The 13,022-nt window shown below is 51.8% G+C and carries 7 protein-coding genes and 1 pseudogene; 2 read left to right on the top strand and 6 right to left on the bottom strand.

The genetic code is table 11. From position 1 onward, the window contains the following. The 6 genes and pseudogenes from EPA93_RS02320 to EPA93_RS02295 all read right to left on the bottom strand — a co-directional run bounded on the left by EPA93_RS02320 (nt 1) and on the right by EPA93_RS02295 (nt 10,961). The gene (locus tag EPA93_RS02320) at nt 1-1,752 is read right to left on the bottom strand and encodes a CocE/NonD family hydrolase (RefSeq protein ID WP_129885488.1); all 1,752 of its coding nucleotides are present in this window, start codon (nt 1,750-1,752) and stop codon (nt 1-3) included. A 238-nt stretch (nt 1,753-1,990) separates the two neighbouring features. Beyond that, nucleotides 1,991-5,161, bottom strand: coding sequence for a winged helix-turn-helix domain-containing protein (locus EPA93_RS02315; RefSeq protein ID WP_129885487.1), 3,171 nt, complete (start codon nt 5,159-5,161; stop codon nt 1,991-1,993). Nucleotides 5,162-5,515: 354 nt separating this feature from the next. Beyond that, nucleotides 5,516-6,433: a DUF4037 domain-containing protein gene (locus EPA93_RS02310; protein WP_129885486.1), complete on the bottom strand. Its 918-nt coding sequence runs from the start codon at nt 6,431-6,433 to the stop codon at nt 5,516-5,518. A gap of 229 nt (nt 6,434-6,662) precedes the next feature. Then, a complete protein-coding gene (locus EPA93_RS02305) occupies nt 6,663-7,307 on the bottom strand; it encodes a TetR family transcriptional regulator (protein ID WP_165422815.1) in 645 nt (214 codons plus the stop codon). 300 nt (nt 7,308-7,607) lie between these two features. Next, nucleotides 7,608-8,984 (bottom strand): alpha/beta hydrolase, encoded by a 1,377-nt coding sequence (locus EPA93_RS02300; RefSeq protein ID WP_165422814.1) that lies wholly within the window; start codon nt 8,982-8,984, stop codon nt 7,608-7,610. A 635-nt stretch (nt 8,985-9,619) separates the two neighbouring features. Further along, nucleotides 9,620-10,961 (bottom strand): annotated as a pseudogene (locus EPA93_RS02295) (RNA-guided endonuclease InsQ/TnpB family protein). Between the two features lie 99 nt (nt 10,962-11,060). Between EPA93_RS02295 and EPA93_RS02290 the strand changes: the two are divergent. After that, complete coding sequence (locus tag EPA93_RS02290; RefSeq protein WP_129885483.1) at nt 11,061-12,146, top strand: multicopper oxidase family protein; 1,086 nt, start codon at nt 11,061-11,063, stop codon at nt 12,144-12,146. A gap of 418 nt (nt 12,147-12,564) precedes the next feature. Then, nucleotides 12,565-12,930: a response regulator gene (locus EPA93_RS02285; protein ID WP_129885482.1), complete on the top strand. Its 366-nt coding sequence runs from the start codon at nt 12,565-12,567 to the stop codon at nt 12,928-12,930. Nucleotides 12,931-13,022: the final 92 nt, after the last annotated feature.

The raw sequence follows: 13,022 nt of genomic DNA, 5'->3' as shown, positions 1-13,022 counted from the left end.
TCAGGATTGGGACCGCTCGATGAGAGGTAGGAGCAGGTGCGAAGGGTGGAGGCTATCGTGATAGATCCGATTGATTGCCTGCTGCATATCCTGAGCGCTCTCGGTTGCAATCGTGCCGCCTGTGTTAGAGTTGCGATCAAAGCGTGGAAAATTGGAGCTTGAGACTTCAAGACGAATACGGTGATTGGCCAGAAAAACGTTTGAAGTTGCTCCCAGGTTGATATGTACCTCATAGATCTGCCCATGCTCCATGAGAGCTGGTTGCGCCAGGGATTGGCGATAGCGCATTCGCACAATGCCGTCAGTAAGATTCTGCGCATAGCCATCAGGGAAAACATCCACAAGCTTACCTGTGAAATCGGTGTCGGGTGCTGAAGATGAGACGTAGAGCACTAATTCGATAGTTCCAGTTACCTCAACTGCCTGTTCGAGTGGCTCTGTTGTGTAGCAGAGGACATCCTGGCGCGCCTCGATCTCACGCTGATCACGGGGGCCATTTCCTGCGGTCAGCAGGGCTCCGCCCAGCGTTGGCACGGGCTGAAGTGGATCATAACAATAGCTATCTTCTGCCTCTTCGCCTGCCAGTTGCGTCGAAAGCCTGCCATTTCCCTGGGCTGTGTTAGCCTGCCCTTCACTGTGGAGGTAATAAGGGGTATAACGGGTATCAGGTAGCGGCCAGTCCTCCTCTTCGCGCCACTGATTGATGCCCATCACAAAGATTTTGACTGGCTTTTCCCGTTCGAGGCCGGTCTCCAGACCTTTGAGCCAGTGATCAAACCAGCGGATTTGCATTGTGGTCAGCATCTCCATGGCGTCGCTTGCCTCTCCATAGTTGCGTTCGGCAAAACCTGACTGAAAGTCACCGTGGGGCCAGGGACCTATCAACAGGCGAGTTTGTTGACGTGCGAGAATATTGCCGCCTCGCTCTTTCATGCTGCGATAATAGTGCAGGTCTTTGTTTAAGAAGATGTCGTACCACCCTGCTGTAATTAGCGCTGGGATCGTTACATGCTCAGGAACCGTCTGGAGTGCGGAAGTGCGCCAATAGTCATCGAAGTTCGGGTGTGCCAACCACTCAAAGTAGTAAGGCGCGCGGTCACGAAAGAGGGGAATGTCTACAAGCGGTAGGCGTTCATACCACGTCTTGATGTTTTGCTCGGCTTGCACAACTTCTTCAAATTCGGCAGGGCCGATTCGTCCTTGCTGCCAGTCCCATAGAAGCTCCCCGGTCAGCCCTTGTAAGGTCCAGGAAAGGGCTATACCCAGCAGAAATGCGCCGCCCTGATAGGCCAGCGTGGTAGGGTCGGGCGATTGGGTAGGGGCAATTGCCCGCAAGGCCTCAGGTTGCTCGCCGGCGGCCTGCCATTGAGTCAAGCCCTGATAAGAGACGCCATACATGCCAACCTTGCCGCTTGACCAGGGCTGGCGCGCGGCCCAGGCAATTGTATCGAAACCATCGGTCTCCTCGTACAGGCCAGGCGTAAACTCACCTTCGGAAGCAAAGCATCCCCGCGTATCCTGAGCGACGATGACGTAGCCTGCCTCAATGACGCGTTCAACATCAAGGTTCAATTCGAGAAACAGCCGTTTATGCTCCTGGCCGGGCGCAGGGATGCGCAAGTCTTTGTTGTATGGCACACGGGTTACCAGCACGGGCCATTGTCCAATCTCGGCCGGTCGGTAGACATCAGTAGCTAGTTTGATGCCATCTCGCATAGGCACCATGATATTTTCTTCGATTACTATACTCATAGGAAAACCTTTTCTCTACTGCAATAATAGTTTTATTAAGCGGTCATTTGGAATGCACACCAAAGTGGAGAGCAGCCACTTCCTGCGCGCTTTCCAAACAGGCACTTAGCGGATTTCTGCTGGGAAGCTTAACATGCTAAAGGATGAGCCGGCATCGCCCGCAAAGATGATTTTTTCCGAAGAAGAAGGCTTAGTCACAGAATTTTTTCGGGTCTTGGGCTCAAAGCACAGCGAGCCATTACAGTAGATGTAGTTGACGGGCAACGTTGCTGGCGGCGAGGCGATTGTCTACATTGAGCTTACGATAGATGCTTTGTACCTGTGAACGAATAGTGTGGATGGAGACGACAAGTTCTCGTGCTATTTCCGCGTTCGAGAGGCCAGCCGCGAGCTTGCGCAGTACACGCAGCTCTTGTGGTGAGAGGAAGCCAGCCTGAGATGACCTGGGGGATAGCCCGGGAGGGCCCGGCTCGGCTGGTAGGCTTGCGAACGCTTCAAGCAATATTTGAAGATAGGATAGTGACAATTTTTCCCTGAGATGAGCAATGAGCGAACGCAGGAGGGAGGCGACGACCGGGCCTTCATCTAAAAACAGGCGCATATATCCTTCGGATCGGGTCTGTTTGAGAACTTCCACGAGCCAGTGCCTTGCATCCTCTACCTGCTTACGGCGAGCGTAGGCAAGAGCCATAAGGATGTGTATTTCCCAGGCGCTGCGTCTACGCCCGGCTTCCAGCGCCGCCTTAAGCAGGATATGCAGACGAGAAAGTGCCTCGTCTATCTGCCCTCCTCTGAGGAGAATGCGTATCTGGAGAAGCGCTTCCTGCTCGCTGAGGAACTGAGGAAACGCTTTTCCGGGCTCATAGTCCTGAACTGCAAGAGGTGCAAACGTCGTGTCGGAGAGATTATCAAGGGCAAGCTGAAGCCGAGCTTGAGAAACAAGCACCTTGCGGTAGAGCAAGGGCTCATGCGCTGGCCGTAAGCGGGCGAGAAGCGCAATGAAGCGCGGTAATGCTTCGTTGGCCTTTCCTTGTGCCTGCAAAGTACGTAGCTCAAGAAGCTCTACCTCTACCTGAAGGGCTATATTATGGAGCTGTATTCCTGTGGCGCCTGCCTCGTGAAGCGCCCTTCTACATGCGTCAAGATCATTCCAGGCGTAGAAAACATGGGCCAATCCCAGATAAGCATGCCCGGTATCAAAGCTATCATGCTGCTCTTTGGCCATAGAGAGCGCCTGCTGAAGATACTCAGCGGCCAGGTGCAGGGCTCCTTGCTCAAAACTAACTACGCCTAGCTGCAGAAGCGTGCCGCGCGTGCCTCCTGAATCGCCCACGATCTCCCAGTGGGCACAGGCCTGTAGAAAAGCATCTTGTGCGTGCTCAAGCTGTCCACTCCAGAACATCTCTTTGCCGAGAGTATCAAGGGCAATAGCTCGCCACATCTGCTCCTTCTCTGCCAGCCAGACAAGTGCCTGCCTGGCACTTGCTGCGGCTTGCTCATGCTCCTCCTGGCGGAAGGCGATCCTTGAGCGCAGGGCAAAGGCCTCGCCCAGGCGGGCTAGATTCTTCGCCTCCTGAAAACCGGCTTCAGCGAGCTGTAGGAGTTCCTCAAACGGGAGAGTCCCGGCTAAAAGCGGCTGATAATCTTCGGAACAAGCCGTAAGGGCAAAGGCATAGCTCAAACACAGCAAAGGGTGCAGCCGAAGAAGGTCGGCAGGAAGTTGCTCTAGCCAGCGATATAAGGTATGGGCGCTTGAGAAACTGGCTAATGAGACTGGCTTAATGAGCTGTACAATGAGTTGTGCAGCGTGCGCATAATCCTGTCCTTGTAAGGCCATTTCGATGGCGTCTGTTAGATATCCTGCTTGCTCAAACCAGCGGCTAGCGCGCGCGAACAAAAGCTTTATAGTCTCGACTCCCAGGCGACGGTGGGCCTCCTCGCGCAAGGCTGAAGCCCAGAGAGCCTGGTATTGATACCACGTCTGCGAGCCCTCCTGGCGCTCAAGAAAAAGTCCAACCTTCTCCAGATCTGCCAGTTGCTCGCCGTTCTGCTGTCCCGTCACTGCCGCGCATAGTGGCTCGCACAGACGTGGGAGTATGCTTGTTCGCAGGAGGAACTCTTGCCTTGCCTCTGTTTGGGAGAGCAGAATTTCTTCAACAAAATATTCTTGCAAAGGGCGATGAAGTCCTTGAAGATTAGCGAGGGCTTGCTCAATCTCTTCCTGGCTGTGCTTCTCTTGCAGGGTGAGGGTCAGCAGGCGGAGCCCGGCAGCCCACCCCTCTAGCTGCTTCTGAATGTGTTGAAGCAGGGCCGGTGAGAGTTGAGATGGAGGAATTGTGCCTGTCAGCTTGAGAAAGTTTGAGGTCTCCTGCAGAGAAAAGCGGAGATCTGCAGAACTAATCTCACAAAGCTGGGCATTTGCCCGTAAACGTGCAAGTGGTAATGGCGGCTGAGTACGTGAGATGAGGATCAGGTGTAGTGTGGAGGGAAGATGTTCAAGGGCAAATGCAATGCTGTCGTGGATGAGGGAGGTACTAATAACATGGTAGTCATCAAGGATCAGCAATTGCTGATCTTTCTGCTGCGCCAGAGCATTGAGCCAGTTGATTACGATCGTCTCCAGCATCAAGCCTTCCAAAGGATATTTCCCTCTTGAGAAGGGAGAAGTAAAGGAAGCCTTGCCCGTAGCAGCTTGAGAGCTCTGGCAGGCCGTGAAGAGATAGCGCCAGAATTGCATAGGATCGTTATCTCGTACATCCAGGGAGACCCAGGCAACCGCTGGAAAGGCTCCCTGATGGCGGGTAGTAATCCACTGGCTGACGAGCGTGGTTTTCCCGAAGCCGGCGGGAGCTACGAGCAGAGTGAGCTTACTATGAGGAGCCGCGTCGAGCCGCGCCAGTAGAGCTGGACGCTCGATGAGAGAAGCGGGAAGGTAGGGAGGATGAAGTCTGGCTTCTAATACTGGAAGCTGATAGGATGCCTGGGTAGAGGAAAGATCTGGCGTGCGGGAATGCACTTCTTGAGCTTCTGCCGTAGGGGGTAGAGAGAGCAAAGCGTTACGCTGTGAAGGTGCAGGAGATGTACCCCCATTGGCAAGTTCTTCGGCAATAGCTTCCAGGCGGGGAAGTGTTAGATCGGCGCTTCTGCCTATATAGCGTTTGAGGAGCTTGCCTTGTACGCGCCGATAGCCATACCAGTACTCTTTGCCTCGTCGCATAGCTTCTTTGCGAAACGTGCAGTGTGCACCCGAGCGGCTCCGAAAGGAGAACGCGACTAGCGCGTGAAGCCAGTTCTGAAAATCTGGCTGACTGGCGGAGAAGACCGGGAAGACTGCCTGAGCGCTAACCGATACTTCATAGCCTTGCCTCTCCTCCGACCAGTGGAGATGGGCGGGAACTTGTTTAGGCATAAATGCTCCTCGAAGGCGCTACGAAACAATGTTACCTATGTTAGGTAACTTGTATAAAGCGAGATATGTTTCTCCGTTAGGTAACTCTTAGTCGAGAAACTTTTTTAATTGTACCATTGCGCTCAAGCCTTCTGGCTCTTGAATGTATATGAGTAGGGAAGGAGCTCTTCCCACTTTGTCTATTTGGGAGGTAGCAGGCCAGCGAAGAGTCGCGAAAAGAGGAATGTCTCCTCCAGCAGGAGCAATTCCGACATTTTCTAATGCTGATGCAGCAGCACAGTTCAAGGCACATCTGAAAAGGCAATTGGGAGATTTGTGGGCGCTTCAAACTCTAAAGTGAGATATTACATTGCCTTATGCTTCAAAACCATGCATGCGAAGACTATCATATACATTGGCCAGGGCCTGCGTGACATCGTAACGAGACGGAACCAGAAGCAGGGTATCACGAATCAGCCTCAAATATTCAGCAATGGTATATTCGCTCTGCTGCTGAGAAAAGATTGCATTGATCCGCTCGGCGAGGTGAGCAGGCTTGATGCTTAAACGTTGTGTTTCGGTGCGCAGCCATTTCCAGTCAGGCTCCCACTCATGATTAATGGCAAAGAGAATGCGCAAGAGAAGCCAGATATCGGCCAGCAGGCGATTAGCCAGGGCCATTGGCTCATCTCGCTTGAGTAGGGCCCAGCGAATGGCAAAGCCTTGCGGCTGCGTCCAGTATTCGTTGACGCCATCAATGATCTTCTGGGGAAGATTGTCAGGATATTGCCTTAGCAGTTCTTTCCAGCGCGTGAGGGCTCCGCGGCTATGCAAGGGAACCGCGTTGGTGGTAATCCAGGCCAGCATAAGAGCCATGTGAGCCGTCACATTTCCGGCAATGATATTGGCAAGATCTTGCTCATGTGCATTTATGACGCGCCAGCCTGCTTCTACCCAGATATCCTGTATATAGAATGTGGCCCATACTTCCTGTTCGCCCGGTTGTTCCTGGTCAAGCACGATGTCGCGTGCTCCTACTGATTGTAGCCAGTGCTCACGCTCAGATAGCTCAGGAAGCGTCTCGGCGTAGAACATCATCTCGATATCGGAGAATTTGTCGGCGATCCCTCGTGCAGCTGAGCCGGTCAAGACGTGCTCCTGGCCGAAAGAGAGGGGAGCTACGTCTGAGAGGGATTGCGCGATAGCATATCGAATACGGCTTGCTGATGTTGCCTGTGGTGGAAGAGGTGAGTTACGTTCCTGAGAATGAGAGAGCAATGGGTTTATATCCATAACTTGTCCTGTCCCTTTTCATCCAATTTGGGATATGGATGGCGTCTGGTCTCCCTTGGCTAGAGGAGATGCCATCCTCTCTCAGCTTAACAGTTAATAAGAAAGGTGACAAGATATTAGTATATATAGCATCGCTGAATATATTTCTTTACTGCAACTGCCTGCTCATAGGCGGCGCGAAAAGCCGCCAGGAACTCTTATTTTATGGCCATTATCATAGCGCGGTGAATTAAGCAGAAGATGGGGAAGCATTGAGGCCATGCTCTAGTAGGGCAAGTCCTGCATTGACCATAGCCGAGAGCGCGGCCTGGATCTCTGCGGAGGATTGACCCTGCAATCGCCGCCTATCATACTCGGCGAAGAGCTTTGTATGGAGGGTCAGGATGAGATGGGCAACGAGATGAGGCACGATCTCATCAGCTTGCGCTCCCATTTCACCCACCAGGGCTTGTGCTACTTCATGCTCGATAGATTGGGTCATTTGCAGGCTATGTGCTTGCAAGGAGGGGCTTGCCTGGACAACCTGGATTACGCGTCGCCGGGCAGCATCTTGCTCCGCAGTCGTTGTATAGAGCCTTTCGAGGGTGGAGAGCAGGTAGCGGCGCACAAAGGAGATCAAGGCTTCTCCTGGCTCACGCTGACGAAGGAGTTCTGCCAGGTGCGCTTCCATCGGCTGATGGAGCCCAAAAAAGAGCTCCTCTTTAGTTGGAAAATAGTTATAGACAGTATTTGTTGAGACATCAGCGACTTCCGCCACTTCTGCTACGGTCACCTGATCAAAGCCTTGCTCAAGAAAGAGCTGCAGGGCCGCAGCCGCGATCTGTTGCCTGGTCTGCTGCTTTTTGCGCTCACGCCGTCCCAGTGTCTGTTCCATGGATGCATTATAGCTCTTTTTGTCGCTCACGGCAAGATTGGGGTTGATCTTTAAATACGTTCTGTGTATATTTGTGGTGACTGAAAATTTGAGTAAAAACAATGGATGCTTGCACGCGAGGACTAGTTTATGACGAGGCTTGCCGCTTCTTTCCCCTATCGCCAGACCTGACCCGTGAGGAGTCAGGCTAAATGACACCTGGCGTAGAAAGGCCAAGGATTGCGGCCTATCCTTCCTAAAGAAGAGCTTCTTCCCTCTTTCCATGCCTTATGTTGGAGGGAAGAAGACTCTACATGTTCTCTAAGAGAACTGGACGGGTGGAACCTGCGTAGCGCACGAAGTATCGGGTTTCTGGCCTGGATCTTTGTAGAAGTTGTAGGCGATCTGGTTTGCGCACATGAAGGTATTCAAGGCCCCATGCCCACCAGGAGCAAACTCGACAGACGTACTATTGCTCAAGGTTTTGGCTGCCATCTCTCCCCAGGCCGGAGGCGTGACAGGATCAAACGCTCCGTTCATCACTACGGTTGGTATGGAACTGCTGACCGGCTGCTTCTGCTCGGCGGGCACCTTCTCGACATTCCAGATTTTGCATCTTGGCTGAACGCTCTTCAGATCTTCGCTGCACTCGATCGAGCTGTAGACGCCAGTGGCAACCGCTTCCTGGGGCGCCTCATCAAATCTTACCTCGCTCTCATCGATCATCTGATCTGGCATTTCGTAATACTTGGCAGCAGTTGTGGTGTTGCCGGCATGGAGCTGCTCAATCCAGAGAGGTAAGCCAGGAATCTTGTCGGGGCTATACATATCCTGGAAGAGCTGATCCTTTAAGGATGTTCCATCAAGGGAGACCTGGTAAGTTTTCTGCGTTTCTGGATCTGTATCTTGAAAGCTCAAGGGTTTTTTCTGAGCCATGCTTAGCAGCTCGTCATAATGTTGCCGCAACTGAGGATACTTGTGCGCGCACGCTTCGTTCTGTTCACAACTCTTAATGAGCCGCTCAATAGCGCCATCACGATCAACATCGTCGCCATGCTCGATCTGGGTAGGATAGACGCCATCGATGATGGCACTGCGAACCATGTCAGGGAAGAGACGCATAACAGAAAGCGTTAGACGCGAGCCATAGGAGACTCCGTAGAGATTAACCTGCTTGTAGCCCAGAGCCTGGGCAAGATCGCGCACGTCGGCGGCATTTTGGATGGTGTTGTAGCCATTAAGGTCAACCCCGGACTGAACCAGGCGATCATGACACTGTTGTTGCGGATCGCCCTGCACTTCCTGGCCTTGCATCGCTGCATATTTGGCCTGCATAACCTCAGGGCAGCCGAGATAAGGCTCGGCATAACCAGTGCCGCGTTGATCAAACATAATCCAAACCTGATCACCGTAAAGTTTATCGTAGAGCTCTTCAGTAAGTGGAGCGGCCTGGCCCTTGAGAGAAGAGCCGCCAGGACCACCATCCATCCTTATCGAAGGGATCGCGTCGGCAGGTGCTGAAGCCGGCTTGAAGATGGCAACGGGCAGCTTGATCATTTTGCTATCTTTTTTGCTCCGATTTTCTGGAACAATAAGGGCTCCACATTTAAGCGTTTTACCTTCTTCCATGCTGGCCTTAAAGGCGCATGGCCCCTTCTCAAATTGCGGTGGTGCGGCGTCATGGATAAGATCGGTCATTGAAACGGCCTTCGGAGCCGCGTCTGTTGGTTGTTCTTGTGGTTGAGAAGCCGATTTCTGGCCTGATGTACCCCCACAAGCTTGAAGCATGAGGAGTAACACAATACAAAAACTGCTAAGTATGAACATGGAGGCAACTCGCCTGTGTTTCGGCAGCTTAGATTGGTGACGCTTGTTTTGGTAAGGGAATGACAGAGATACAGGTTCTTCCATAATTAACTTTGTGTGCCTTTCATAAAGATTTCAATCTTTTTATCTTGATGCTTATATTTGGATGCTTGACCCAGAGATAGCGAGCTCATCAAGGTAGGGCATCAGTATAGCGTCTCGGGTAGAAGCTTCGTAGAGAAGAAAGTAGGAAAATATTATGAAAGTTACGTAGATGTTGTCCAGGCTAAAGGAGGGGAAGCTGCTTTTAACATGGGGAGGCATCCCTACTTTAGTAGGAGTCTGTCTATAGCAACGACGGTGGTTTGATGGTCTTCGAATTTCCTACGAGAGACGGAACCTTTCCCCTGTGACATTTCCCTGCCCATTAGTACAGAAAAGAACTGACCATTTGCTCAATCTCTTTTTGCTGACTCATTGCTAGAATCGCTCTAGTCAATCAGTGAATAGTCATGGGCAATTGTCAGTCAATTACTCCCGCCTGAAGGCAGGGAGCTTGTGTCTAAGTTCCATCGCAACTCTGCATATCTCGAAAGACGTGCAGCTTTGATTTCAGCACTTGACACATCAGGGCTCATTGACAAAGAGCCCGTACTTGCCCAATCTTGTCGAGCAAGTAACGTGCGCATCGTGATATTTCTGGCCCCCACTAGGTCAGCATGCAGGCTGTAATGGCAGTTCTGACAGACAAAGAGCAAGCCGTTGTTGGGGCGGTTCGCATCAGCGGTATGACCACACAGCGGGCAAGCCTTGCTGGTGTAGTGAGCATCTACCTTGATCGCCATACTGCCCTGCAAGAGGGCTTTATAGGCAATCATACTTTGCAGTTCAGCAAAGGACCATTTGCAGGAGGCAGCATTGGCCTTGCGTTGCTTCCTGCTCGCTTTCTTGCCTCGTTTGCGTCGCGTTCGCTCTCGAATGTCCGTCAGGTGTTCCAGACCAAAAAGACTGTGGGGAGAGGTTTTCACGATGTGTGCAGAGACTCGATGATTGGCGTCTTGCTTGAGCCGTCTCTCTCGTCCACTGATGGCGACCAGTCGCCTTGTCGCAGAACGAGTGCCTTTTTTCTGAAGACGCTTTCTCAGCCTCGCGTAATGGGTGGCTTTGGGGACAATCCCCTTGCCAGAATAAAACGAACAGGCTCCCTTGGTGTCACTGGTCACGGCCAGATACCTGATGCCGACATCCACCCCGACAATCCCCGTCAGGGTTTGCGCCATGGGGTCAGGGACGTTGATGTGGAGAGGAACCAGCAAATAAAAGGTTTTCCTGGCTTTGTCATACCAGAGTTTGGCAGCGCCGATCTCGGCTCCATGCTGAATCAGAGCCACGTGCCTTTCATAGCCGCTATAGGCAAGGATGATGCGACCGTGCAGGGTCAACACACTGACGTGCTGATCCTTCTTGAAGGAGTAGTCTTTGCCATACTGGTAATCAAGGGTGGGAGAGACATACTTGGGTGGCTGATCCAATCCCTTGTAGCGTTTCTTAGTGTAGTTTGCCTTGCGGTGGGTAGCATTCTGCTTCACTTTGCTCCAAAGGGCTTTATAGGTTGCCCCGACTTGTCTGGGCACACTACAGGCCATTTGCGAAGGCAGATGAAAACGACTCCGCAAGACGTCATAGGTACCTTCTTGCAGTTTGACCTTATTGCTCATTTTGTCGTGTGCAAAGGCGTAGTGACTCACGTAGTTGAGCGAGTCCCGATAGGCCAGTTGTGTGGCACGCAAGGCGGCAAACTGTTCTGGGGTGGTCTGCCTGTTCTGGGGTGGTCTGCAATTTGAGTTTTGCGGTAATCACGGTTTTCATGTACCCTATTCTCTCAAATGTTCACAGAGGTGTCAAGAGGAAACATCTTGATGAACGAACAGAGGTTCCACCCACCTCCTGCCCCAAACTTGGCATGGCTTGGATGTTCCCAATGGGGAAGATGGGGTTGCTGGCATCACGCAAAATGCTGTTGAGCCGGGAGAGAGCTTTACCTATCGCTTCGTGGTGAAGAACCAGGCGGGAACCTATTGGTATCATTCACATCAGGTGTCTTCAGAAGCAGTAGAAAAAGGACTCTTTGGCCCATTGATTGTTCTGCCCCCAAACGATTCATTTACTGGAAAGGATATTCCAATTGTTGCCCATAGCTGGTTAACCAACGAGAGAAGCTATCAGGAAGCATTTGGGATAGCTGATACGATGAAACGGCTCATCGTGCAGCCGGGGACTCCTGTTCGCCTACGCCTGATCAACACAGATAGCCTACCTATCACCTTTGCTCTCTCTGGAACCCCTTTTAAAGTAATTGCTATCGATGGAACTGATCTGAATGCTCCTACAGAACTGACCGGGCAACGGCTTCTGCTGGCTGCTGGAGGAAGATATGATATTCAATTTACGATGCCCGGTACTGCGGTGTCTCTCGATTGGCCTCAAAAAAGCTCGAAAGTAAGTTTCCTTCTGAGCCAGGATGCAACGGCGAGCGCGCCGGCGCTGGTAAATGGTCCCGTATTCAATCCAGCCACGTATGGAAGTCCCTCGAAGATGCCATTTAGTCTATCAAGTCACTTTGACAAGGAATTTGCGCTGCTTCTTGATGACAAGGTAGGCTTCTATAATGGCCAAATGGGATACCTATGGCCAATCAACGGAAAAGTGTTTCCGAATACGCCTATGCTGATGGTACATGAAGGGGATCTTGTCAAGATGAGCTTTGTCAACCGGAGCTGGATGGATCATCCCATGCATCTGCATGGGCACCATATGCTGGTGCTTAGCTACAATGGGCGCCCTGTCACGGGAAGCCCATGGTGGGTTGATACGCTTAACGTAGCCCCGGGAGAAAGCTATGAAGTGGCTTTTCGTGCTGATAACCCGGGAATCTGGATGGATCACTGCCATAATCTCTATCATGCAGCCGCCGGTATGATACTCCACCTGGGTTATGAAGGGGTTTCTAGCCCCTTTGAGGTAGGTCATGGAACTATAAACCAGCCAGAATGAAGCCTGGCGCGTTGGGAATGCTTGGGAGCGAAATACATCGCCAGGCTTTGGAGGAAGTTAGATGTAATCCAACTTCCTCCAGAGCTTTTGTCACGCAAGAAAAGCGGCTATTCCTCGACAAGTGTCATTACCGGGAAGAATTGACCTTTGCTCTTTATAGCCTGATTCGATACAATCTGTTATAGGGATTGGCAAGCGATTTAGCCAAAACATGGCTTGCAAGCAGTATTGCAGCCTATTAGCGCCTTTCGGGGCAATCTTCGTACTGCGCACCTGACGGGTAAGGGAAAGGTAGAGAGAGTTTTCTATGCGTTTGTGCTAGGGATGAGTAGCGTGAGAAAAAGCGTTTGAAGTGCGAATACTGTATAGTTCAAACCTATGCTGAGTGATGATGAGGAATAGAACGCGAGAGAGATCTATGCCCGAGCCCAAGAAGAAACGGATTCTAATTGCCGATGATGATCTAGCCATTCTTGATGTGCTTACACTCTTTCTGGAGGAGTGTGGTTATGAGGTGGAGAGCACGGCCGATGGTACATGTGTACCGGCCTTGGCGCGCACATTCCCTGATCTGTTGCTGCTTGATATCTGGATGTCAGGAAGCAATGGCTGTGAGCTGTGTGCGCAGTTCAAACGGCAGCCAAATACAGCTCATCTTCCTGTTATCCTGATTTCGGCCAATAAAGATACGGAGCACCTGGCCAGAGAGGCCGGCGCTGACGATTTTATTGCTAAGCCCTTTGACCTGGATGTGGTGCTCTCCAAAATCGAACATGCTCTGTGAGCGCGCAAATCGCCCGGCTTCTGCTGCTTGAGATCAGAATGTTATGTTACCTGCATGCTTAAGCCGTGCTTACAAGAGACGATAGGGCTCCT

It is taken from the genome of Ktedonosporobacter rubrisoli (genome assembly GCF_004208415.1).
GTDB classification, from domain to species: Bacteria; Chloroflexota; Ktedonobacteria; order Ktedonobacterales; family Ktedonobacteraceae; genus Ktedonosporobacter; species Ktedonosporobacter rubrisoli.
The sequence above is the reverse complement of the archived record's forward strand: the minus strand, read 5'-3'. Positions and strand labels throughout refer to the sequence as shown.